19 protein-coding genes are annotated in these 22,664 nt (G+C 71.1%); 13 read left to right on the forward strand and 6 right to left on the reverse strand.

Annotated elements, in window-relative coordinates; all coding sequences use genetic code 11:
- The first annotated feature begins 226 nt into the window (after window positions 1-226).
- From ACIHCX_RS23585 to ACIHCX_RS23605, 5 genes are all read left to right on the forward strand, one after another.
- Entirely contained in the window at window positions 227-1,471 is a 1,245-nt protein-coding gene (locus ACIHCX_RS23585; protein WP_400032526.1) for an extracellular solute-binding protein, read from the forward strand.
- A gap of 6 nt (window positions 1,472-1,477) precedes the next feature.
- Window positions 1,478-2,650 (forward strand): carbohydrate ABC transporter permease, encoded by a 1,173-nt coding sequence (locus tag ACIHCX_RS23590; protein WP_400032528.1) that lies wholly within the window; start codon window positions 1,478-1,480, stop codon window positions 2,648-2,650.
- A complete protein-coding gene (locus ACIHCX_RS23595; RefSeq protein WP_400032530.1) occupies window positions 2,647-3,546 on the forward strand; it encodes a carbohydrate ABC transporter permease in 900 nt (299 codons plus the stop codon). The genes ACIHCX_RS23590 and ACIHCX_RS23595 overlap by 4 nt, the downstream gene beginning before the upstream one ends.
- Before the next feature lie 90 nt (window positions 3,547-3,636).
- The gene (locus ACIHCX_RS23600; protein ID WP_400032532.1) at window positions 3,637-3,921 is read left to right on the forward strand and encodes a hypothetical protein; all 285 of its coding nucleotides are present in this window, start codon (window positions 3,637-3,639) and stop codon (window positions 3,919-3,921) included.
- A 201-nt stretch (window positions 3,922-4,122) separates the two neighbouring features.
- Entirely contained in the window at window positions 4,123-4,587 is a 465-nt protein-coding gene (locus ACIHCX_RS23605) for a hypothetical protein (RefSeq protein ID WP_400032534.1), read from the forward strand.
- A gap of 158 nt (window positions 4,588-4,745) precedes the next feature.
- Here the strand turns inward: ACIHCX_RS23605 and ACIHCX_RS23610 are convergent, their stop codons facing one another.
- Window positions 4,746-5,999 carry an MFS transporter gene (locus tag ACIHCX_RS23610; RefSeq protein ID WP_400032536.1) on the reverse strand — a complete coding sequence of 418 codons (1,254 nt, stop codon included), beginning with the start codon at window positions 5,997-5,999 and terminating at the stop codon, window positions 4,746-4,748.
- Window positions 6,000-6,074: 75 nt separating this feature from the next.
- Here ACIHCX_RS23610 and ACIHCX_RS23615 point away from each other — a divergent pair, with 75 nt between their 5' ends.
- The 3 genes from ACIHCX_RS23615 (at window position 6,075) to ACIHCX_RS23625 (ending at window position 8,625) form a co-directional block, all read left to right on the forward strand.
- A complete protein-coding gene (locus ACIHCX_RS23615) occupies window positions 6,075-7,139 on the forward strand; it encodes a winged helix-turn-helix domain-containing protein (protein WP_400032538.1) in 1,065 nt (354 codons plus the stop codon).
- Window positions 7,136-7,657 carry a glutathione peroxidase gene (locus tag ACIHCX_RS23620; protein WP_400032540.1) on the forward strand — a complete coding sequence of 174 codons (522 nt, stop codon included), beginning with the start codon at window positions 7,136-7,138 and terminating at the stop codon, window positions 7,655-7,657. Before ACIHCX_RS23615 ends, ACIHCX_RS23620 begins: the two co-directional genes overlap by 4 nt.
- Window positions 7,658-7,719: 62 nt before the next feature.
- Entirely contained in the window at window positions 7,720-8,625 is a 906-nt protein-coding gene (locus ACIHCX_RS23625) for a MerR family transcriptional regulator (RefSeq protein WP_400032542.1), read from the forward strand.
- Window positions 8,626-8,739: 114 nt separating this feature from the next.
- On the opposite strand, the gene ACIHCX_RS23630 is transcribed toward ACIHCX_RS23625, so the two are convergent.
- Together ACIHCX_RS23630 and ACIHCX_RS23635 are read right to left on the reverse strand one after the other, a co-directional pair.
- On the reverse strand, window positions 8,740-10,614 hold the full coding sequence (locus ACIHCX_RS23630) for an MFS transporter (RefSeq protein ID WP_400032544.1): 1,875 nt from the start codon (window positions 10,612-10,614) through the stop codon (window positions 8,740-8,742).
- A gap of 163 nt (window positions 10,615-10,777) precedes the next feature.
- Window positions 10,778-13,225: a D-alanyl-D-alanine carboxypeptidase gene (locus ACIHCX_RS23635; protein ID WP_400032546.1), complete on the reverse strand. Its 2,448-nt coding sequence runs from the start codon at window positions 13,223-13,225 to the stop codon at window positions 10,778-10,780.
- 470 nt (window positions 13,226-13,695) lie between these two features.
- Here ACIHCX_RS23635 and ACIHCX_RS23640 point away from each other — a divergent pair, with 470 nt between their 5' ends.
- The 3 genes from ACIHCX_RS23640 (at window position 13,696) to ACIHCX_RS23650 (ending at window position 15,969) form a co-directional block, all read left to right on the forward strand.
- Window positions 13,696-14,451, forward strand: coding sequence for a GPP34 family phosphoprotein (locus ACIHCX_RS23640; RefSeq protein WP_400032548.1), 756 nt, complete (start codon window positions 13,696-13,698; stop codon window positions 14,449-14,451).
- 286 nt (window positions 14,452-14,737) lie between these two features.
- Window positions 14,738-15,595: a helix-turn-helix domain-containing protein gene (locus tag ACIHCX_RS23645; protein WP_400032550.1), complete on the forward strand. Its 858-nt coding sequence runs from the start codon at window positions 14,738-14,740 to the stop codon at window positions 15,593-15,595.
- 182 nt (window positions 15,596-15,777) lie between these two features.
- A complete protein-coding gene (locus tag ACIHCX_RS23650) occupies window positions 15,778-15,969 on the forward strand; it encodes a DUF397 domain-containing protein (protein WP_400032552.1) in 192 nt (63 codons plus the stop codon).
- Window positions 15,970-16,095: 126 nt separating this feature from the next.
- Here ACIHCX_RS23650 and ACIHCX_RS23655 read toward each other — a convergent pair whose 3' ends face one another.
- Window positions 16,096-17,217 (reverse strand): ADP-ribosylglycohydrolase family protein, encoded by a 1,122-nt coding sequence (locus ACIHCX_RS23655; RefSeq protein ID WP_400032554.1) that lies wholly within the window; start codon window positions 17,215-17,217, stop codon window positions 16,096-16,098.
- Between the two features lie 290 nt (window positions 17,218-17,507).
- Window positions 17,508-17,942 carry an ATP-binding protein gene (locus ACIHCX_RS23660; RefSeq protein WP_400032556.1) on the reverse strand — a complete coding sequence of 145 codons (435 nt, stop codon included), beginning with the start codon at window positions 17,940-17,942 and terminating at the stop codon, window positions 17,508-17,510.
- Between the two features lie 113 nt (window positions 17,943-18,055).
- Between ACIHCX_RS23660 and ACIHCX_RS23665 the strand changes: the two genes are divergently transcribed.
- The gene (locus ACIHCX_RS23665; protein WP_400032558.1) at window positions 18,056-18,868 is read left to right on the forward strand and encodes a helix-turn-helix domain-containing protein; all 813 of its coding nucleotides are present in this window, start codon (window positions 18,056-18,058) and stop codon (window positions 18,866-18,868) included.
- Complete coding sequence (locus ACIHCX_RS23670) at window positions 18,865-19,065, forward strand: DUF397 domain-containing protein (RefSeq protein ID WP_400032560.1); 201 nt, start codon at window positions 18,865-18,867, stop codon at window positions 19,063-19,065. The genes ACIHCX_RS23665 and ACIHCX_RS23670 overlap by 4 nt, the downstream gene beginning before the upstream one ends.
- On the opposite strand, the gene ACIHCX_RS23675 is transcribed toward ACIHCX_RS23670, so the two are convergent.
- Window positions 19,053-22,568: a tetratricopeptide repeat protein gene (locus ACIHCX_RS23675; protein WP_400032562.1), complete on the reverse strand. Its 3,516-nt coding sequence runs from the start codon at window positions 22,566-22,568 to the stop codon at window positions 19,053-19,055. The two genes, ACIHCX_RS23670 and ACIHCX_RS23675, sit on opposite strands and share 13 nt — an antisense overlap.
- Between the last annotated feature and the right edge of the window lie 96 nt (window positions 22,569-22,664).

Consider the following 22,664-nt stretch of genomic DNA (forward strand, 5'->3'; position numbering starts at 1 on the left):
CACGGGCCGGCACCACCCCGCCGGCACCACCCGATCGGCACCGCCCAGGCCGCACCGTCCCGCTGAGCACCATCCCGCTCAGCACCGTCCCGGTCGGTGCCACCTCGGTCGGCGCCACCCCGGTCGGCGACCCCGATCCCGAGTACTCCCCCCTCCTCCACCCCGGCCGTGTCCCGCGCCGCCGGGCGGAGCCGCACCCCAACATCCCCGAACCCCGGAGGAATCCATGTCCCACCGTACGGCCGTCGCGGCCCTCACCACCTGCGCGGCACTACTGGCCACCGCGGGCTGCTCGTCGAGCTTCGGCGGCGACAAGAAGACGGAGCAGGACTCCGGCTCCCACCAGCACCTGACGGTGCTGATAGCCAGCTCGGGCGACGCCGAGACCAAGGCCGTCAAGGAGGCGGCGGCCGCGTACGCCAAGCAGTCCGGCAACACGGTGACCGTCGATGTCGCCAAGGACATGAACCAGCAGCTCGCCCAGGCGTTCGCCGGGCACAAGCCGCCGGACGCCTTCTACGTCAACTCCGACCAGTTCGCGAACTACACCAGAGGCGGCTCCCTGTACGCCTACGGCGACAAGGTCAAGGACGCCGACGACTTCTCCGAGCAGCTGCGCGCCTCGTTCACCCACGACGGCAAGCTGGTGTGCCTGCCCAAGGACACCTCCACGCTCGCCCTGGCGGTCAACACCGCCCTGTGGACGAAGGCCGGGCTGACCGAGAAGGACTACCCGACGACCTGGGACCAGCTGAGGAAGGTCGCGGACAAGCTGACCGGGCACGGCGTGACCGGACTGGTCACCAGCGGCGAATACGCGCGGCTCGGCGTCTTCATGAAGGAGGCCGGCGGCTGGATCACCAACGCCGACCAGTCGAAGATGACCGCCGACAGCGACCAGAACGTGCAGGCGCTCCGCTACGTGCAGTCCCTGCTGAAGTCCGGCTCCATGAAGTACGCCAACGAGGTCGACACCAACTGGGGCGGTGAGGCCTTCGGCAAGGGCAAGGCCGCCATGACCATCGAGGGCAACTGGCTCAGCGGCGCCATGAAGGCCGACTTCCCCGACGTGAAGTACAAGATGGTCCCGCTGCCCGCCGGTCCGTCCGGCCAGGGCACGCTCGCCTTCAGCCAGTGCTGGGGCGTGGCCGCCGAGAGCGCCCACCGGGCCGCGGCCGTGGACCTGGTGACGCACCTGAACTCCAGCGCGCAGCAGCTGAAGAACGCCGACGCCTTCGGCGTGATGCCCTCGCGCACCAGCGCCCTGGCCGAGTACGCGCGGCAGAACCCCGACGCGAAGGCATGGGTCGACGCCAGCGCCTACGCCCAGGGTCCCGTGACCCTCGCCGGGTTCGACAAGGTGCTCGGCCAGTTCAACACCGACCTCGCGGGGCTGGCCACCGCCGACCCGAAGAAGATCCTCGCCGGCCTCCAGCGCAACGGCGAAGCAGCGCTCACGAAGGGCAACTGACCCACCGTGTCCGCGCGTACGCCACACCACCCCCGTCCGGAGCCGCGCTCCCGCGCCGGCGAGGGGTCCCGTACGGCCGGCCCGCCGGGCGAACCTGACACGCCCGGCGGGCCCGGCCTGAACTCGGCGGCGCCCGCCCGGCGGGTGGGGCGCCGCGCGGAGGGCGCCTGGGGCTGGCTGTTCGTCAGCCCCGCGGTGCTCGTTCTCGGCCTGTTCCTCGTCCTGCCGACCCTGATGGCGCTGTGGGTGAGCCTGCTGCACTGGGACGGGCAGTCCAACCCGTTCAGCGCGCAGGCGGATTTCGCGGGCCTGGACAACTACCGGGACCTGCTCGCCCAGGACGGCCTGGACCGCACCCTGTTCGCGACCTCGCTGCGCAACACCCTGTACTACGTGCTGCTGACCGTGCCGCTCCAGACCCTCCTCGCGCTGGGTCTGGCGCTCATCGTCAATCAGCGGCTGCTGCGCGCACGGGGTGCCCTGCGCACCGCGTTCTTCTTCCCCTCGGTCACCAGCTCGATCGCGGTCTCCACGATCTTCCTCTTCCTGTTCCAGGGCAGCGGCGCCGTCAACACGGCGCTGTCCTGGATCGGGGTGAAGGGCCCGAACTGGTTCAACGATCCGCGCGGAGTGCTCTCCCTGCTGCTCGGTGGCCTGGGCGTCGTCGACACCGCCCACCCCTCGGGCGTGCTGGTCGACCACTCGTTCATGGGTCTCTCCTGGTTCGAGTGGCTGTCCGGGCCGTCGGTCGCGATGTGCACGATCATCCTGCTCGCCGTGTGGACGACGTCCGGCACCTTCATGCTGATCTTCCTCGCGGCCCTCCAGGACGTCCCGCGCGAGCTGGAGGAGGCGGCCGCCATCGAGGGCGTCAACCGCTTCCAGATGCTGCGGTACGTGACGCTGCCCGCGCTGCGGCCCGTGCTGTTCCTCGTGCTCACCCTCGGCCTGATCGCCACCTGGCAGGTCTTCGACCAGGTGTACGTGATGAGCCAGGGCGCGCCCGGCAACACCACGCTCACGCCGGCCTTCCTGTCCTACTCGACCGCCTTCGACGACGCCGACTTCGGTCAGGGGGCGGCCATCGCCTTCATCCTGCTCGTACTGATCCTGACCATGACGGGCCTGCAACGCTTCCTGCTGCGCGAGCGCGCGGCCCGCCCCCGGAGGAACCGATGAGCGCGCCTTCCCACGCCGCCCGGGCGCAGGGGCGTCCGGTACTCGGACGCTTCCCCCGGCCCCTGCGGATCCTCGGGTACGCGCTGCTGGTGCTGCTCGGGCTGCTGTATCTGATGCCGTTCGCCATCCAGTTGGTCACCGGGTTCAAGACGGACCCGGACGCGGCGGCACATCCCCTCGGGCTGCTCCCGGTCACCCCGACGACCGCCGCCTACCAGCGTCTGTTCGGCATCAACCAGGCCGGGGACGGTGTGCCGTTCCTGCGCTGGCTGGGCAACTCGGTGTTCGTCGCGTCCGTCGTCACGGCCGGGCGGGTCCTGTTCGCCTCGATGGCCGGGTACGCGCTGGCCCGGCTGCGCTTCCCCGGCCGCGCGCTGCTGTTCGGGTTCCTGCTCACCGTGATCGCGGTGCCGCCCATTGTGCTGCTGATCCCGAGGTTCCTGGTGCTCAACACCTTCGGGCTGTTCGACACCTACGCGGCCATGATCCTGCCGCTGCTGGTGGACGCGGCGCAGGTCTTCATCATGAAGCAGTTCTTCGAGTCGATCCCCCGGGAAGTGGAGGAAGCCGCCCGGGTCGACGGCGCCGGTGTCTTCCGCACCTACTGGTCGATCGTCCTGCCGATGGCCCGGCCCGCCCTGATCACGGTGACGATCCTGGCGTTCCAGGGCTCCTGGAACGAGTTCACCCACTACCTCGTGGCCACCCAGTCCAGCCAGTACGAAACCCTGACCACCGGCCTCGCCCGCATGGTCTCCGGCAGCCTGGGCGGCGGCACCCAGTACCCCCTGAAACTGGCCGCGGCCCTACTGTCGACCCTCCCCGTGGCCATCCTCTTCTTCTGCTTCCAACGCCAGTTCGTCCAGGGCGCGAACGCGGGGGCGGTCAAGGACTAGGCCGGCATTTGTTGTGGTCGGACGCTGGCACTCACTGGCACAGCCATTGGTCCTGGCGTGCTCGTTCGCGCCAGTGCGATGATCCGCGCCATGCGGACGCGCTTCCTGTTCTTCCTCGCGGCGACAGCCGGGATCGCCCTGCTGCTCGGCGCCGGGACGCTCGGCGACTGGGCGGACGACCACCATCACACGTTGCTCAGCAAGGGCTGCGGTGTCGGCTTGGTCGCCGGTGCCTACGTCGCGATCCTGTGCCTCTTGCGCGCGGTGCTGCCGCTGTCGTGGTGGCTGTGGCTGTGCCGAAAGCTGAATCGTCGAGCGAAAGGCGTCCCGCCGCGGCACAAGCGGCAGAAGCTGCCGGACGACTGGCGCCGGTAGCGCAGCGGAGCGTTCGGGAACCTTCGCAGACAAAGCGGCGCGGCGGGACAACCCGCCGCGCCGTTCATAACGTTTCTGCAGGTCAGCAAGGGCATACAGCGATCACCTGGGACGGTGAACCGGATCGTGACCCCGCAACTCGCGCTGCCTGGGCGCGGTTGTCCCCCGTAATGGACAAGAGGCCATCAGGAGGGGATCACCATGGCCATTCGACAGGTCGCGCGTCTCATCACGGCCCTGGGTGCCGCCGGCGCGCTGGTCTTCTCGTCGGCGACGGGCGCCGGTGCCACGGCGGTCGGCTCGACACCCGTTCGCACCTTCGAGTACAGCGTGGGCGGTGTGACCATGAAAGTCCCCACCGGCTGCATGTTCACGCACATCGTCCGCGGCAGCGCACTCCGGATCACCTACCAGAACGCCGGCGTCGACTGCGCCTTCGTGGGAGCACTCAGCAGCGGCTTCTGCAACTGGCGTATCGACTTCACCTACGCGGACACCGGCAACCGCACGTATCGCACCTCGCGCGGCCGAACGCACGACGAGTGCAAGATCGACCCCATGCGGAGCAACTCTCCTCAGACTCTGCCTCGTTATGGCAAGGCATGCGCCCACCTCTACGTCAACGGCGTGCGGCGGGTGAGTCAGTGTCACCACGTCACGAAGTGAGCCGAGTATGAGCGAGCAGCAGCGGCAGCAGGGGAAGGCGGCCGGACCGGCACAGAAGTGGGCAGGCGTGATGCGGCGAAGGGCCGGGGTATGCGGCTTTGTCGTTGGGTTCGGGGTCGGGGTCGGGTTCTTCGCGTTCTTTCCCGGGTTGCCGCATGTCATCGACTGGGGTGCTCTTCTTGTGGGTCTGGGGATGGGGCTGTTGGGGCGGTGGGGTGGGCTGGTGTGGGTGAAGAAGGGGTGTGCTTCTCGGGGGCGGGGCGGCGGGAGGCCGTGGCCAGGGTCAGGGTGACCGCCGCCGAGGCCGCTGCCGTCGCCGTCATCGCCGTGGCGGGGGAGGTCAGTTGGGCGAGCGTGCCGGCCAGGGTGGCGCCGACGCCCTGGAGGGTGAGCATGCCCGCGGAGTGCAGGCCCAGCGCGTGGCCGGCCAGTTCGTCGGGGGTCGAGTCCATCAGGCGCTCCTGCTGGACCAGGCTCGCGCCGAAGCCGACGGAAGCCAGGGCGACCAGGCAGGCCGCCACCGGTACGGGCGGGTGGAGGGCGAAGAGCAGGTACGGGGCGGCCAGCAACAGAAGCAGCGGCGTGGCCGCACGGCGGCGTACCGCCGGGGGCAGCAGGCGGCCGACCGTCACGTCGCCGACCAGCATCCCGAACGCCGCGCACGCGAACAGCGTGCCCGCCGCGGCGGGGGCGTAGGAGACGTAGAGGGACTCGCAGCCGACCACCAGGCCGTTGGGGATCCACAGACCCAGGTAGGTCAGGCGGCGCAGGCGGGTGGACCACAGCAGGGCGTTGGTGCGCCAGGTCGCCGAGACGGAGGGGCGGCCACCGGCACGGGGCCGCCGGTGGGTCAGGCCGAGGCGGAGCACCGCGGCCGCCACGGCGTACAGCGCGGCCGACAGCAGCAGTGAGGTTCGCGGGGACAGGGCCGCCACCAGCACCCCGCCCGTCGCGTACCCGACGATCTGCATGATGCCGCTCATCATGTTGAACACCGAACGCCCCAGCAGGTAGCCGTCCTTGGACAGGATCTCGTTCAGCAGACCCCAGCGGACTCCCCCACCCAGGGAGGCGACCAGCCCCTGCGCGAGGACCACGGCGAAGAGCGCCCACAGCGGCAGACCGGGCAGCGCCAGCAGTGCCGTGCCCGCCGCGAAGGACAGGCAGACGCCCACCAGCGCACGCCGCGGCGGCAGCCGGTCCGCACCGGACAGGAACAGGGTGGCCCCGAGCACCTGGGCCAGCGCGGGGCCGAACATGCTCACGGCCGCGAGCAGCGGCGAGTCCGTCGCCCGGTACACCAGGGTGCCGAGCGCGAGCCCGCTCGCCGTCTGGGCCACCGTCTGCGCACAGGACGCGAGGAAGAGCGGGGTGAACTCCGGGGTGCGGAAGAGCTGCTGGTAGCTGCGCATGCGCCGGAGTCTCGAACGGGTCGGGGGACGGTGGTTATTGTTTCGCGCGGGTGCGAAAGGTCCCGGGGAGGGCGCATGGGCTGGTGGCAGGTCAACGCCGACACACTCGCCGGGAGCCGGTTCCTGCTCTCACCGCTCGCCGAGACCTTCGCGAGTCTGAAGCTGCTGCACGCGGGCGCCGGCGGGCATCCCGGCGAGCAGGCGTGGCTGCGCGCGCACCTGCCCGCCTACCGGCGGCTCCTCGCCGACGACCCGGTCACCGCGCTCCTCGTCCGCGCCGGACTCGGCCGGGACTGGATCGCCGACTTCCTCACCCCCACGCCACACGACGAGGAGTCCTTCGAGGAGGGCGTCGAGCGGGTGCGCGCCGCCGGTCCTGCCGAGGCCCGCGCGCACCTGCGGACCTCGCTCGCCGGCCCGCTGCCGGCCGTCCTGGAGCGGGACGATCTGCCCGAGCGCGCGGCCCGGCTCCTGGAGTGGGTGTGGGCGGACGCCGTACGGCCCACCTGGGACCGGCGGCGGCGCGTCCTCGAAGCCGATGTCGGGGTACGGACCGCGCAGGTCAGCCGGGGCGGCTGGGCCGCGGTCCTGGACACCCTGCGGCCGGGCACGCGCTGGCTCGGCGAGAACCGGTTCCAGGTCAATCTGCACGAGTACCCGCCGCGCGAGATCTCCGGCGCCCAGCTCGTCTTCGTCCCGGTCACCCCGACAGCGGGCTGGGTGGCGTGGGACGAGGCGCGGCGCCGGTACGCCGTCGTCTACCCGTGCGCCGGCGCCCTCGCCGACACCGACGCGCGACGCGTCTCCGTGCCCACGGGCCTCGGCGCGCTGCTGGGCCGTACCCGCGCCCGGGTGCTGATCCTGCTCGCCTCGCCGCTCAGCACCACCCAGCTGACCGCCCTGACCGGGCAGACGCTGGGCTCCGTGGGCCGCCATCTGCGCGTGCTGCTGGACGCCGGGCTGGTGGAGCGCCGGCGGGCCGGACGTTCGGTGCTGTACTCGCGGACCGGGGCGGGGCAGATCCTCGTGGCGGCGGCCTCAAGGATAGGCTCAGGGACAGACCAGGGGACAGACCCGGGGACAGACCCTCCGGCGTCCGCTCATGCGCACGGCCGGCCGGGCACTAGCATCCGCTCATGACCACTTCAGACAGCAACGCCGCGACCGCCCCGGACTCCCCCCTGGCCGTGCAGATCGGCGCCCTCCAGGGCGGGCCGGCCGACCTCGGGCAGTACGCGGGGCGGGTCGTGCTCATGGTGAACGTGGCGTCCAAGTGCGGGCTCACCCCGCAGTACGCCGGGCTCGAACATCTCCACGAGCGCTACGCCGGGCAGGGCTTCACCGTGCTCGGGGTGCCGTGCAACCAGTTCATGGGGCAGGAACCGGGCAGCGCCGAGGAGATCGCCGAGTTCTGCTCCGCCACGTACGGCGTCACCTTCCCCCTGACCGAGAAGGTCGAGGTGAACGGGGAGGGACGGCACGCGCTCTACGAGCGTCTGACCGGCTTCGCGGATGCCGACGGGTACAGCGGCGACATCCGCTGGAACTTCGAGAAGTTCCTGGTCGGGCGGGACGGCAAGGTCGTCGCCCGGTTCTCCCCGCAGACGGGTCCCGAGGCCGCCGAGCTGGTCGCGGCCGTCGAGGAGCAGCTCGCCTGAGGTCCCCCGGATCCGCCCCACGGGTGTTGACCTTGCCCCTGGGGCAGGGCGGAGCTTCCCTCATGCCGGGCGGAACAGGCCGCCCGGCGACGGAGGACGAGGACGAGGGCGTGGACGAGGAGCTGCTCACCATCGGCGCGTTCGCCACGCGGGCCCGCCTGTCGGCCAAGGCCCTGCGGCTGTACGACCGTCTCGGCCTGCTGATCCCGGCGCACGTCGACGCGTTCAGCGGCTACCGCTACTACCGCGGGTCCCAGATCGAGCGGGCCCGGCTCGTGGCGCTGCTGCGCGAGCTGGACATGCCGCTCGCCAAGGTCGCCGAGGTGGTCGACGCCGTCGAAGTGGACGGCGCGGTGGCGGCCGACCGGCTCGCCGCGTACTGGGCGGGCGTCGAGACACGGGTGGCCGGTCAGCGGACCCTCGCCGAGTACCTCCGTGGACGACTTTCGGGGAGGAGCTCCGAGATGTACGGCAAGTTCGAGGTGCACACGGCCGACGTGCCCGAGCAGGTGGTGATCACCGAGACCCGGCACACCCTGGTGGACGAGCTGCCCACGTGGATCGGGGCGTCGCTGACCCGGTTGCTGGCGGCGGCCGGCGAGTGCGGGGGCGTCACGGCGTCGCCGTTCGTCGTCTACCACGCCGAGGTGTCCATGGAGAGCGACGGGCCCGCCGAGGTCTGTGTGCCCGTCGCCGACGAGGCGGCCGCCCGGGCGTGGGCCGAGGAGCGGGGGCGGCCCTGGGAGACGAAGGTGCGGGTGGAGCCGGCACGGCGGCTGGCCTTCACCCGGATCACCAAGGCGCAGGTGGCCCATCCGCAGATCCTGGCCGCGTTCGGGGCGGTGGAGCAGTGGATCACCGAGCAGGGACTGGAGCAGGCGGCCTCCTGCCGGGAGGTGTACTTCGCGGACTGGGAGGCCTCGGGACCGCAGGACCCGGTGTGCGACGTGGCCTTTCCCGTGAGGTGAGCTGAGGTGAGCGGACCGACCGGCCCGTCCGGCGTTTGAGGACGAGGCCGTTCAGACCGAAGCGGGGGGCCGGGGACGGCAGTCCCCGGCCCCCCGCTCCCGACCCGGCAGCGGTCAGTTCAACTCGTCCGGGCACGGAGTGCCCCGCGGCAGCTGGTACGGCGACGCCAGCCGGTACGTGCCCGCCTTCGGCGCGAGCAGCGCGGTCCACTTGTCGCCCTGGGCGTCCTGCTCCGTCTCCATGAGGCAGCCGTTGACGTTGTCGTACGTCTTCGGCTCGCCCTCGGCGCGGTGCTTGGAGGCGTCGGTCTCCTGGGGCGGCTTGAGGCTCTTGCCCTCGTCGTCGACGAGGCTCAGCCAGGGCGAGTACGGGATGCGGATGAGGATGCGGCCCGCCTTGCGCACCTGGATGGTCATCTCGCCCTGCTCGGCGCGTTCGACGACCGCGTCCGGCTCGGCGAGCGGCGCCGGGTCGGTGACCTTGAACAGCTGCCAGTTGGCGTCGCCCCAGACCTGCTTGAGGTACGGCATGCCCTCCTGCACCAGGGCGCGCTCGCGCTCGCCGCCGTCGCCGTCGACGTCGCCCTTGGGCAGCACCACGTAGTGCACCGCCCACCGCTGCAGCCAGTCGTGGTAGTTCGCCGAGTTGAGCGTGTCGTCGTAGAAGAGCGGGTTGCGCTGCATGTCGGCCTGGCGGTTCCAGCCGCGGGCCAGGTTGACGTAGGGCGCCAGCGCGGAGGCCTCGCGGTGGGAGCGGGCGGGGACCACCTCGACCCGGCCCCTCTCCGCGCCGACCTGCTGCAACTGGTTGACCAGGGGGGCCAGCTCGCGCGCCCAGGAGGCGGCGGGGGTGGTGTTGACGATGTCGTCGACCGACTTGAACCCTATCCAGCCGACGAACACGGCGACGGCCAGCACGGTCGTGAACCAGGTGCGCGAGCGCGGGACCGTGAACGGCAGCGCCGCCACCATCACCACCCCGGCGAACAGCATGGCCAGCCGGGTGATGTTGGAGCCGATCTGCGAGCTGATCAGCCACACCAGGACGACCGCGAGGCCGTACACCGCGGACGTGATCCGGACCGTCTTCCACTCCCGGGGGACGAGGACGACGGCGAGGACGACGTAGAGCAGGGGCAGGATCACCGAGGCGAACGCCATCGGCTGGGTGCCGGAGAAGGGGAACAGCCAGGCCGACACGGCCACCACGGCGGCCGGGGCCAGGCCCAGCGCCCAGGCGCCCGGGCGGCGCTTCTGCAGGAACAGCGCGACCGCGACCAGGCCCACGAACAGGCCCGCCACGGGCGAGGACATGGTGGCGAGTGCGGCCAGCGGCGCCGCGACCAGCGCCTTCGCCCAGCGTTTGAAGCGCCAGCGGTGCGGCCAGCAGAACACGGCCGCGACCGCGCCCAGCGCGAACATCGTGCCCAGCCCGAAGGTCACCCGGCCCGACACCGCGTTGCACACCAGCCCGAAGACGCCCGTCAGCGCCGCCCACAGCGGGTTCCTGACCGAGCGGCTGCGGATGAGGACCAGCGTCAGCAGGGCCGCCGAGACCGTGCCCGCGATCATCATCGTGGTGCGGACGCCCAGCAGGGACATCAGGTACGGCGACACCACGCTGTACGACACCGGGTGCATGCCGCCGTACCAGGCGAGGTTGTACGCCGAGTCGGGGTGCCGGCCGACGAACTCGGCCCAGGCGTCCTGCGCCGCGAGGTCGCCGCCGCTGTTGGCGAACGTGAAGAACCAGACGATGTGCAGCAGACCGGCCAGGACGGTGACGGACAGGACGGGGTGCCGCAGCATCCGCTCCCGGACCGCCAGGACCGCGGACCGGACGCGGGACCCTTCGCCGCCCCGGTCGTCCGCGGGGTCGCCCGGCCGCCCGTGGTCACCGGCCGCGTCAGGCGTGGACGCGCCTATTCGGGCACCGTTCCCCGGGCCCGGATCGGCGTCGTCAGCGCGTGTCGGATCCGCTGTGGCCACCTGAAGGCACTCCCCGTGTCCTGTTCTCTGTCCGCGGCCGCGTCCCGCGACCGGCGACGTGCCCGATTCGTGACGCTAGCACGCACCCCGCCGGGTCAGCTCCCGGGTGGGGCTGCCCGACGGGGTGGGCGGGGGCGGCTCCGGCCGCCGGATGACGCGCAGGTCAGCCGATGCGGGTCAGCTTGGCAGGGAAGCCCGGCTCGGCGAGGTCCCCCTGAAGGGCGACGGGCACCTGTACGGCACCGTCCGCGCCGTCACCGACGGTGAGGCTGCCCACCTCCGTACCGGCCTTCGCGGTGTGCGGCAGGACGTCCTTGGTGGTGAGGGACAGCTTCAGCCGCAGCCCGGCCCAGCCGACCGCGGTGACGTCCTTGGTGACGACGACCGGCGTGTGACCGCCGAGCCGGTCGTCGACGTACCCGACGACGTCGCCCTTCTTCAGGATCTTCGCCGAGGTCGGCACGTCCTGCGCGGCGAGCAGCGCGGTCTTGCTGACCGCGTTGACCGTCTGAAGGATCGTCGGCTTGTGCTGGCCGAGGATCGCGCCGACGATCGTCACCGTCCGGCCGCCGACCTGCTTGTGGGCGGCGAAGAGCAGGTTGCCGCCGGCCGCGGTGGTGGAGCCGGTCTTGATGCCGATCGCGCCGATGGTGTAGGGCAGCTCGTTGTAGTTGTTCCAGTACGTCCCGGTCGGGTCCGTCCAGCTGGCCGCGCTGGTGACGGCCACCATGGCCGGGATCCTCATGGCCGCGGTGCCGAGCTTCACCTGGTCCTCGGCGGAGGAGACGGTGGTCTCCTTCAGACCCGAGGGGTCGGTGTACGTCGTGTGGGACATGCCGAGTTCCTTGGCGGTGGCGTTCATCTTCTTGACGAACTCCGCCTCGGAGCCGGCGTCCCAGCGGGCCAGCAGACGCGCGATGTTGTTCGCGGAGGGGATCATGACCGCGGACAGGGCCTGCTTCTCGGTGAGGAATTCGCCGGCCTTCATGGTGTTGAGCGTGGACTCGCCGGCCTTGTCGTAGCCGCCCTCCTTCTCTGCCGTCGGGTCGATCTCGATCTTCGGGCCTTCCTCACCGGCCTTCAGCGGGTGGTCGCGCAGGATGATGTACGCGGTCATCGTCTTGGCGACCGAGCCGATGGCGACCGGCTTCTGGTCGCCGAAGTGGTCCATCGTGCCGACGCCGTCGACGTCCATCCAGCCCTGGCCCTCGTCGGGCCACGGCAGCTTCACCTGGTCGCCGTCGAAGGTGTACGTGGGCTCGGCGGTCAGCGCGAGGGCGGGCTCCGGCAGCGGGCGCACGGCCTGCACGACCGCAAAGACGATCAGCAGGAGGACGACCAGCGGGGTCCAGATCTTGACGCGGCGCACCGCGGTGCGCAGCGGGGTCTCCGGGGGCGGCGGAGTGTTCGTGAGCTCGGCCAGCAGGTCCAGCGGCGGCCTGGGCGGCAGCGGCTGCTGGGTGGTGCGCTCGGGGCCGGCCTGCGGGACGGCGGCCGTGCCCTCCGCGGGCGCGGGCGCGGGCTTGGGCGTGACCGGCTGCGCGGGCTGCGGCTTGCGGGTCTGCACCGCGTCGGGCCGCTTGAGCGCGACGAACTTGCTGGTCCGCTCGGCGTCGGACTCGGGCGCCCGCTTCTTGTCGCCGCCCAGCTTGAGCATGGTGGTGGGCTGGTCGACCTGGGGCTTTTTGGCGGCACCGCCCAGCTTCAGCATGGTGGTGGGCTGGTCGACCTGGGGCTTTTTGGCGGCACCGCCCAGCTTCAGCATGGTGGTGGGCTGGTCCACGGGCGGCTTCTCACCCGAGCCCGAGCCCTCCGAGCCACCGTCACCGGCCTCGGGGGCGTCCTCGGCGGCTTCGTCGGCCTCGTGGGCCTCGTGGGAGTCCTCGGCGGCCTCGCCGGCGTCCTCTGCGGCCTCGCCGGCCTCGCCGGCCCCGGCGGGCTTGCCGTCGCCGCCACGCTTGCCGTCGCCGTCATCGCCGGCGCTCTCGGCGGCCTCGGTGGGCTCGTCGGCCTCGCCACGCTTGCCGTCGCCGTCATCGCCGTCATCGCCGGCGTCCTCGGCGTCCTCGGCGTCAGCTTTGGGCTCAGCCCCGTCCTTCGAACGCGTGGCGTCCTCGGGCGCGGTTCCGGCCTGGGCGCCCTCGGCGTCGGCGTCATCCTCGGTGTCGTCGACGTCCTCGGCGTCGGAAGCGTCCTGCGCGGTCTCGTCGACGGCCCGGGACCTGTCCCCGTCCTTCCCACGCTCGGCGTCGTCAGGCCCCTCCACGTCGGCCTCCGGCGCGACCCCGGCCTTCCCGCCGCGCTGGGCGTCGTCGGCGCCCTCCGCGTCCTGCGCGGTCTCGTCCGCGGCCCGGGACTCGGACCCGGCCTTCCCGCGCGCGGCAGCCTCCCCGTCGGAGGCGTCCTCCGCGTCGTCGGCCTCGGGGGAGCCGGAGGCACCCTCGGTCTCCGCCTCCGGGCGCTTCCCGTCGCTCCCGGAGCTCACCCACGCGGCCACCGCCGCACGCAGGCGCCCGTCACCCGCCGCGTCGGCCTCGTCACCGTCGTCGGCGGCCCCGCCCTCGTCGGTCGCCTTCTCCGGCTCCGACTCCCGCGTAGTCCCCGGCTTCACATCCCGCACCGAAAGCACCCGAGTGGCCGTGTCGACCCCGCCGCGTTGCTCGGAGCCGCCGGACGCTCCCGACTCTCCGGACTCCCCCGTCAACGCGAGGCGGGGGTCGCCGGCCTCGTTCCTGGACTCGGGAACCGAACCCGCGCTCCCCGACGTCCCATCTGCCGACGATTCGCGCTGCTTCGACCTGTCGGGGGACTCGCCCGCCACCGATACCTCCTCATGCGCCGCACGCCCAACGTGCCGCTACCGAACCGTGCATCACGACCTGACCCGCCACCCGGACGACGCAGCCGAACCGTTGGCCGTACCGCTGTCCGAACCATGTACCAGTGTCCTGTGTACGGGCCAAACCGATGCGATAGACGAGAACGACATACCTACCGGTTCCCTTACGAACCGGTCACGCACCCTCGACAGACCAATGTGAGAGGGGTCACCCTGTCATTCATCCACGCGGGGAGGCATGGATGGGCAGGAGCCGCAGAACACTTCCGGAAGAGCTTCTGCTGCTGGCACTGGACCCGGCCACGGGTACCACTGCGCAGCCGCAGTCGCTCGACCTAGGTCTGGCCGGAGCACAGCTAGTGGAGCTGGCGCTGGCCGGACGGATAGCCCCAGACGGGGATCGTATCGCCGTGGTGGCACCACGGCCGACAGGAGATCCAACTCTGGACTGCGCGTTGGAGTTGCTGCGAAGGCGCGGCGCTCCGGTACGGGCCGTCCACTGGATCGGCGGGCCGCGTCTCGGGCTCCGCCAGACCTACCTCTCGCATCTGGAGCGGTGCGGCATGGTGCACGCCGTGGCCGGCCAGATGTGCGGGGTGCTGCCGACGACTCGCTACCAGGCGACGGACACCGCCATCAGCCGGGAGATCAGGGCCCGGCTGGACTCGGCGATCCGCACCGGCGTACCGCCGGACCCGCGGACCGCGGCGCTCGCCGCGCTGGCGCACGCGGTCGGCCTCGGCAAGCACCTGTACCCCGGCAACGAGGGACGGTCGTCACGGTCCCGGCTCAGGGACCTGATCCGGCACGACCCCATGGGCGGACTCGTGGCGCACGCCGTGATGGACGTCCAGAACGGCGTGGCGGCCCAGCCACGCCGCAACGCGGCCTCGGCAGGCCGCCAGAGCGGGGCGGGCGCCAGGCCCGCGGCGGAACCCGCTCGGGGCGTGCCGATGCAGCCACGCCGCGGCGCCATGGCCCGCGCCGTGGCCCACTGAGCCGCACCGCACACAGCAACGCCGCACCGCACAGCACACGCCGCATCGCAGTCCCCAGCCCCGGAGCGACGGTTCGGGAGCCGCAGGATCGACAAGGGCGGCGGGACCGTACACCTCGTACGCGTCCCGCCGCCCGCTCTGCCACGTCCGAGTGCTGAACGCGTGCCCGAACTGACGTGTACTCGCTGCATATCCGGCGTTTCCCAGCGGTATGAAGCACCTTGGTGGCAGTCTGCTCAGCAGCAGATACGCAAAGTAGAGGCATGCGGCCGGAGGTGCACGTCCCGTGGCGTCCAATGTCAATCCCACAGTCAGGCGGCGCCGACTGGGCCAGGAGCTGCGCAGGCTGCGCGAACTCAAGGGCATGACGGCCGAGGAGGTGGCCGAGCGACTGCTGGTGTCGCAGTCGAAGATCAGCCGCCTGGAGAACGGCCGGCGCAGCATCAGCCAGCGTGACGTCCGCGATCTGTGCGGGGTCTACGAGGTGGACGACCACCGGGTCGTCGACTCGCTGATGCAGATGGCCAAGGACTCGCGCCAGCAGGGCTGGTGGCACTCGTTCGGCGACATCCCCTACAGCGTCTACATCGGCCTGGAGACGGACGCGGCGAGCCTGCGCATCTACGACCCGCAGGTCGTGCCCGGGCTGCTGCAGACCCGCCAGTACGCGGAGGCGCTGATCGCCGGCGCCCTGCCGGAGACGGCACACGCGGACATCGAGAAGCGGGTGCAGGTCAGAATGCGCAGGCAGGAACGAATCTCCGCCTCCGAGAACCCGTTGCGGCTGTGGACGGTCCTGGACGAGGCCGCGCTGCGCCGGGTCGTCGGCAGCCCCTCCCTGATGCGGGAGCAGTTGGAGCACCTGGTCGAGCAGACCCGGCTGCCGCACGTGACCGTGCAGGTCATCCCCTTCGAGATGGGCGCGCACCCGGGCCTCAACGGGCAGTACGCGATCCTGGAGTTCCCGGACGCGGCGGACTCCAGCGTCGTCTACATCGAGGGCGTCACCAGCGACCTGTACCTGGAGAAGGCGAACGACGTCCAGAAGTACAGCGTGATGTACGAGCACCTGCGGGCGCAGGCACTGAACGTCGAGCAGTCACGGCAGTTCATCGCGAACATGGCCAAGGAGCACGCGCGCTGAGTGCTGCGGGTTGAAGGCGCCGCACCGTACACCGTCACCAGGCAAAGCCGGAAGACTCCCTTGGAATATGCCATCCGTAAGGATGAACGGTCGCTTCCGACATGGAGTGCGGCGGGTAGCGTCGATCACGCCATCAAGCACAACGGTGGCGCAATCCACTCCACTCGCATTCCGGAGCAGAAATGGCAATTCGTCAGGGCACCACGGAGACGTGGACCAAGTCCTCGTACTCCACGGGCAACGGCGCGTGCGTCGAAGTCAAGTCACCGGTGGTCGCGGCCATGGCGGTCCGGGACTCCAAGGTCCCCACGGGCCCGGTGGTCGGCTTTCGCGCCGACGCCTGGAACACGTTCGTGACGTCGCTCAAGGCTTGAGAAGACGACGTCAAGACAACTGCGACAAGCACCGATTGATGGGCCCTCTCGACGAGTTCGCCGTCCTTGCCGAGGGGGCTCCGCTTGTGCCGGGACCCCGGCCTCCGGGCCGGGGTCCCGGACGGACTACCGGGCCCCGCGCGGATAGCGTGCCAGCCATCCCGGAGAGGACCCGGTGGGCCCGTGCAGTGCGGGTCCCTGGGTCATCTCCATCGCGAAGTCGTCCGCCAGGAGCAGCAGAGTGGGACGGCCCTCCAGCTCGGCCAGCCAGGCCGGCGGGAGGACCGTCTCCCCGTGCAGGGCGCCGAGCAGTCCGCCGGTGAGGGCACCGGCAGCGCTGGAGGAGCCGCTGTGGTTCACCGCCAGGCACAGCCCGTGGCGTACGTCCTCGCTCACCAGCGCGCAGTACACGGACACGGCGAGCAGCCCCGCCGCCGTCCCCTCCCCCGCCAGGTCCTCCACCCGGTCCGGGGTCGGCATGCCCTGCCGTACCGCGCCCAGCGCGTGCTGGAGGGCGTCCGACACGGGCTGGTGGCCGGGGCGCGCGGCGAGCAGCGCCAGCGCCTTCTGCACGGCGCCGTCGAGACTGTCGCCGCGGGCGAGGGCGTGCACGATGACGGCGTAGGCGCCGGCGGCGAGACAGGCGGTGGGGTGCCCGTGGGTCTGCGCGGCGCACTCGAGGGCTAGTTGCGTGACGAGCTGCGGCTCCCAACCGACGAGAAGCCCGAACGGCGCCGACCGGGCGACCGCCTCCGGACCGGTCTCGGCGGGGTTCTTGGGCGCCTCCAGGGTGCCCATGGTGTCGTCCCCGAACCCCATCAGCAGCGGCCGGCTCGGGCCCCGGCGGGCGTACAGCCACTCCTCGCGGGCCAGCCAGCCGTCGTCCTCGCGCCGCTCGTCGGGCCCCCAGTCCCGCTGGGTGGCGGCCCACCGCAGGTAGGCGCGGTGCAGATCGGTGGGTGGATGCCAGGCGCCGGTGTCGCGGCGGACCTGCGCCCGGATGAGCCCGTCGACGGTGAACAGGGTGAGCTGCGTGACGTGCGTGACGGCGCCGCGCCGCCCGTGGGCGGGCACGAGATCGCGGATCCCCTCGGGTCCGTGGGCCTCCCTGATCGCGCCGAGGTCCAGCGAGTCCACCGGCGCACCGAGGGCGTCCCCCACGGCCACCCCGAGCAACGTCCCCCGCACCCGACTCCGGAAGTCCTGCTGCTCGCCACGCCCCCAGACACCCCCGGACGTCGCACCCACGCTGAGACCTCCCCGAGAGTTACCCGTCCGTACGCCCAACAATTCAGCACTTTAATCGAACGGGAACGGTCTGTTCAGGGGATGGACTGGTGAGGGAGGTGTGGTGAAAGTGATCCGAAAGCGTCAGCGAAAGAACCGCGCCGGTTGGTGCAACAGACGCTGCACCACGATCATCTCGCCACGCCAGCCGGGCGGGGCATATTCACTCCGCCGGGTGATCGACGGGGGCGGTGGGGGCGGGTTCGGTTCTTTCCCCGGTTCTTTGGTCTTTGGCGTCGGGCGCCGCCGGGTCACCGATCTCCGCGACGCGGTGCGAGTTCGGCCCAGACCGTCTTGCCGTGGGCGGGTGCCTCAGCAACGCCCCAGCGGTCGGCGAGCGCGGCCACGAGCAGCAGGCCCCGTCCCGACTCCGCGTCCGCCGCCACCGGGTCCGCGATCCTCGGGAGCCGGTCGCCGCGCGCGTCGGTCACCTCGATACGCAGGTCGCCGTCCCCGCGCAGCTTCAGCACGAGCCGGAAGTCCCGCCCCCTGACCCGCCCATGGAACGCCGCGTTCGCCGCCAGCTCCGCCACGATCTGCACCGCGTCCGCCCAGTCCACTCCCCAGTCGTCCAGTTGGCGCTCGGCCAGCAGGCGGGCCAGTCGCGCTCCTCTGCGCGTCGCGGAGAGCTGCACGGCGAAGCGGGCCGGCGGAGCAGCGATCGGAAGGGGGAATTTCCTACTCATGTCACCCAGAGTCGTCATCCATCCCTAGGCTGAACAGCCATCACCACGGTACGCAACGTGACTGTACGGGCGCAGGGCGGAGTCGTCCGGCTCGTACGTCGGGAGGGGATCGCATGGAGGACGAAGAGGCCGAGGCCGTACTCCGGACAGTCGGTCGGCAGATCAAGATGTGGCGGGAGGCCGCCGGGCTCAAGCAGGGAGAACTCGGCGCCGCCATCGGGTACGGCGACGAGATGGTCTCCTCGGCCGAACGCGGACGGCGCATCCCCAAGCCCGACTTCCTCGACAAGGCCGACGAGGTGCTCGGCGCGGGCGGGAAGCTGTCCGTGATGAAGGCGGATGTGGAGCGGGCCCGGTACCCGAAAAAGGTACGGGACTTGGCGAAGTTGGAGGGCGAGGCCGTCGAGTTGGGGGCCTATGCCAATCACCAGATCCACGGCCTCTTGCAGACTCCGGAGTACGCCCGAGCGCTGTACGCGATGCGGCGCCCCTCCTACGCCGAGGACGAGATCGATCGTCATGTCGCCGCACGCATGGCGCGCAAGGCCGTTTTCGACCGAACACCCCGGGCACTGCTCACATTCGTCCAGGAAGAGGTGACACTGAGACGGCCGATCGGGGGCAGGATGGTGCTGCGGCAACAGCTCGAACACCTGCTGGACGTCAGCACCTTGCGGCACGTCGAGATCCAGGTGATGCCCACCGGATGCGAGGACCACGCCGGCATGGGCGGTTCGCTCCAGGTACTGAAACTCAGAGACGGCAAGATGCTGGGACATTCAGAGGCCCAGCTGCACAACCGTGTGATCAGTGACCCGCGGGAAGTCCAGATCCTGGATATGCGCTATGGAATGATCCGGGCGCAGGCTCTCACGCCCAGGGAGTCGCTGGCCTTCCTCAAAAAAGTGCTGGGAGAAGAGACATGACCGCCACCACCCCGCTGAAGTGGTTCAAAAGCAGCTACAGCAGCAATGACGGCCCGGAGTGTGTCGAGGTGGCCATAGCCGCCCCCTCCCCCACCACCGTCCACGTCCGTGACTCCAAGGACCGGGACGGTGCACGGCTCGCGTTCAGGGGAACGGCCTGGATGGTGTTCGTCACGTTCGCCGGTCATTCCGCGTAACGCGCCCGGACGGCGTCGCGGGCGGCGCCGACGGTCGCCAGGCGGGGGGCGAGGCGGGAGCGGTCCGCGCCTGGGCTGTGGAGCAGTTCGGTGAGGAAGTGGGCGAGGTCCGCGAGATCGTCCCAGTCCGGATCGGCGGCCAGGACTTCGGCCAGTGCGCGGTCGGCCTCGGCCCAGTCGCCGAGGCCCCAGCCCACGACGCACCGTCCTACCGCACGTCCCGCCGCGTCCAGTTCGAGTTCGGGCAGTGACCGTGCCAGCTCCCGCCACAGCGGCCTCGCAGCCGGCATCCCCTCGAAGCGCGCCATCACCATGGACAGTTGATAGGTACCTGGAACGGGCTCCGAAACGCGCAACCGCTCTGCGACCGATCGAGCCTCTGCCGGTCGACCCTCATGCCGGTACACGGTTGTCCACAAGTCATCCATGCTGTCCTCGTCGCTGGTCACTTCCGTCCGCGCGTCGGCCAGCCGGTCCAGTGCCTCGTCCCACCGGTCGCACCACATCAGAAGCTCGATCACGGTTCGGCGTGCCCAGTCCGTCTCCGACCGCAGGGCGACACACCGGTCCAGGTCGGCCACGGCCTGTTCGACCCACCCGGTCGCGACACAGACACGCGCACGCTGTCCGTACGCCCAGCCGTAGTCCGGGTCGGCTGCCAGCGCTCGGTCGAGGAACCGGCGGGCTTCGGTGTACTCGGATCGGGCGCGGTGGACGGCGCCGAGACCGGCGAGCGCGTACGGGTACTCCGGATCCCGTCCCAGCAGCCGTTGGTACAGGACGACGGACTCGTCGTAGCGGCCCGCGATCCGGTACTGCTCTGCCAGTTCGAGCCCGACCCAGTTGGCGTCCGGGGCGGCGTCAACCGCTCGGCGGAGGTCCTCGAACATGCCGTCGCGGTCGTTCAGCCGAAGCCTCACGCGGGAGCGCATCACCAGCGCCCAGGAATATTCAGGGTCCAGTTCCACCGCACCGGTGAGGTCGGCCAAGGCCTCCTCGAACCTGCCCATCTCGAAAAGGACCGCACCCCGGCTCGCCAGGGCCGACTCGTGGCGGGGCTCGAGCGTCAGAACTCGTCCGAGCTCGGTGACGGCCTCTTCGAACCTGCCGGCGAGCCGGTAGGCGTCACCGCGCTCCGACGCGATCCATGCGGAGTCGGGTGCCAGGCCGACCGCCCGGTCCAGGTCGGCGAACGCTTCGTCCCATTGCTCCCTGGTGCGGTGCAGCCGGGCCCTCCTCACCAGTGCCCACAGGTAGTCCTCATCGAGGCTCAGCGCCCGGTCAAAGTCGGCGAGAGCGGCGTCGTACTGCCCGAGCGCATGCTTGCACGCCGCCCTGGAGGCGAGCGGGAAGGCGTCGGTCGGGTCCAGACGGAAAGCCCGGTCGCACGCGTCGAGGGCCTCTTCGAACCGTCCCAGGACCCGCAATGTCTCCCCGCGCTCCGCGATGATCCATGCGGTGTCGGGGGCCAGTTCGTCGGCACGGTCGTACTCGGCCAACGCCGCGGAGGAATCACCCGACAGGGCGAGCGTGTAGCCCCGCCCGTAATGGGCCCAGGACAGCTCCGGATCGAGTTCGACCGCCCGGTCGTACTCGGCCAGCGCCCGCTGGTACTCGCCGGCGTTCCGCAGTTCCCTGCCCCGCACCGTGTGCGCCACAGCCCGCCCGCGAACGTCCAGACCGGTCCTGGCCAGGAGCCGGTCCATCGCCTCGCGCACCCCGGACTGCTCGTCGGACAGAGCCTCACCCACACACCTTCCCCACTCCCGCAGAACAGGGATGTCCGTGGCTTCCCCCGCGTCCTCCAGCATCCGCGCCCACCGGCGGCCGAGTACCCGCTCCTCACGGCAGGCCAGAACCAGGTCCAGCAACGTTTCACCGAGAACCGCGAGCCCCTGGGAGCACAGCAGGTGGTACTTCTCCTCGAGGCGCAGCTCCCGCCACGTCTCGTGCTCCCACTCCTCGTCGGGCCGAAGGCCCCTGGCCGCATCCGCGCGCCAGCCGCCGAAGGCCCCCGCCAGGCGCTCGTGCCGCTGTGCCCAGCCACGCGGGGAACGCCGTCGCTGCAACCGCAGCATCGGCGCCCGTACGACGTCGTGGTACCGGAGTCCGTCGCCCCGCTCGCTGACGAACGGCATGCCGCGCAACCACGCGAAGAGCGGTTCGACGTCCTCCTCCGGGCAGTCCACTGCCGCCTGGAACACGTCCACGTCCAGCCGCCGGGGCAGGGCACCGGCCAGCGCCGCCGCCCGCCGTATCGGATCCTGCTCCCACTTCAGGAAGCGTTCCACGGCCGTCGCGCTCGGATCGCCCACGTCCTCGCGATCGTCGGGCCGGGCTTCGGCGAGGGTGGAAACCAGTACGGGCAGCCCACCGGTGAGCCGCATCACCTCCTCGACGACGGGTTCGGCCAGGACGCCTTTGACGGCCAGGAGCCCCCGTGCCTCCTCGTCCGTGAACGGGCCGAGGGGAACGTCCTGGACGAAGTCGGAGAAGCCGCTCCAGCGTGCGGGGTCCAGGCGCTGCTGACCGGCAGTGACCACGACGACGTTGGCAGGCAGCGATCCGGCGTACCGATCCGTCGCCATGATGTCGTGCAGCCACCTGTCGAGGAACGGGGCCGTCACCTCGTACGTGTCGAGGAAGAGGACGATCCACGGCACCTGGTCGGCGATGTCCGTCAGCTCGCCGAGCAGCACCGGCGTGAGGCTCCGCTCCGGCGACAGCACGAGCTGCACGTCGTCCTGACTGCGGAAGCGGGCGCTGAGGCTCGCCCGTAACCGGTCCGCCCCCTGGGCGAGCTGGGCGGCGTCTACGGCCCCGACGAAGGGCCCGGCCCCGGGTATCAGCCCGATCCCCGCGAGGCCCAGCCGTACCGCCGTCGTGCTCACCGGGGACGGGCCTTCGGGGTGCGGTTCCATCGCGGCCACCGCCGCCTCGGCCTCGTGCCGGCGGTCCCGGTGCGCGGCCAGCAACCGGTCCAGCTCCTTGCACCGGAATCCGTGCTCGGCGAACTGGCGGCTGATCGCGGCCATTGCCTCCGGCACGCTGCCGACACCCTCGTCCACGTACGCCGTCAGGGCTCCGCGTTCCCGGGCGGTGTGCTCCATCTCCCTGACCAAGAAGGTCTTTCCGACCCCGGCGTCGCCGTGCACATGGAACAGGAAGCGGTGGCGCTCGTCCTCGGGCGCATGGCCGAAGTTCTCCCGGAACGCCGCCCGTTCGGCCCGCCGTCCGACGAACCCGGCCCGCCTGCGCTGCCGGACCAGGTCCTGCATCGACCGCCGCGCCTGCGCCATCCGTTCGTCCCCCTCCGTCGCCTCGCCCCTGCGGCAATTCTGGCCCGCGCGGCTCGCGATGTCCGGAAGTGGCTCGAATCCCGCGCCCGCGCCCAGGCCGTTCCGGTTGCGGATGTGGGTCGTCGACGGCAGCGCCGCCCAAGAGCGCATGAGCCAGGAGTAGCAAGGCAGTTGGCGCCCGGGCCATTGAGTACGTGTACTCATGTCAGCCCCCTTCTCGCGCACCCATGATCGGTCTCCAGGTCGGGCTTGCGGAGGGGGCGGCAGAGGAGATGGCATCGGTACGCGCTGGAGGGGATC

Origin of the sequence: Streptomyces sp. NPDC052043 (assembly GCF_044548235.1) — a bacterium.
Taxonomy (GTDB): Bacteria; Actinomycetota; Actinomycetes; order Streptomycetales; family Streptomycetaceae; genus Streptomyces.

Coding starts and splice junctions, on each gene's coding strand:
- ACIHCX_RS23625 (WP_400032542.1), top strand. CDS start 7,720: ATGCCGGGCGGAACAGGCCGCCCGGCGACGGAGGACGAGGACGAGGGC.
- ACIHCX_RS23605 (WP_400032534.1), top strand. CDS start 4,123: ATGGCCATTCGACAGGTCGCGCGTCTCATCACGGCCCTGGGTGCCGCC.
- ACIHCX_RS23585 (WP_400032526.1), top strand. CDS start 227: ATGTCCCACCGTACGGCCGTCGCGGCCCTCACCACCTGCGCGGCACTA.
- ACIHCX_RS23595 (WP_400032530.1), top strand. CDS start 2,647: ATGAGCGCGCCTTCCCACGCCGCCCGGGCGCAGGGGCGTCCGGTACTC.
- ACIHCX_RS23640 (WP_400032548.1), top strand. CDS start 13,696: ATGGGCAGGAGCCGCAGAACACTTCCGGAAGAGCTTCTGCTGCTGGCA.
- ACIHCX_RS23620 (WP_400032540.1), top strand. CDS start 7,136: ATGACCACTTCAGACAGCAACGCCGCGACCGCCCCGGACTCCCCCCTG.
- ACIHCX_RS23665 (WP_400032558.1), top strand. CDS start 18,056: ATGGAGGACGAAGAGGCCGAGGCCGTACTCCGGACAGTCGGTCGGCAG.
- ACIHCX_RS23670 (WP_400032560.1), top strand. CDS start 18,865: ATGACCGCCACCACCCCGCTGAAGTGGTTCAAAAGCAGCTACAGCAGC.
- ACIHCX_RS23600 (WP_400032532.1), top strand. CDS start 3,637: ATGCGGACGCGCTTCCTGTTCTTCCTCGCGGCGACAGCCGGGATCGCC.
- ACIHCX_RS23660 (WP_400032556.1), bottom strand. CDS start 17,942: ATGAGTAGGAAATTCCCCCTTCCGATCGCTGCTCCGCCGGCCCGCTTC.
- ACIHCX_RS23610 (WP_400032536.1), bottom strand. CDS start 5,999: ATGCGCAGCTACCAGCAGCTCTTCCGCACCCCGGAGTTCACCCCGCTC.
- ACIHCX_RS23615 (WP_400032538.1), top strand. CDS start 6,075: ATGGGCTGGTGGCAGGTCAACGCCGACACACTCGCCGGGAGCCGGTTC.
- ACIHCX_RS23675 (WP_400032562.1), bottom strand. CDS start 22,568: ATGAGTACACGTACTCAATGGCCCGGGCGCCAACTGCCTTGCTACTCC.
- ACIHCX_RS23650 (WP_400032552.1), top strand. CDS start 15,778: ATGGCAATTCGTCAGGGCACCACGGAGACGTGGACCAAGTCCTCGTAC.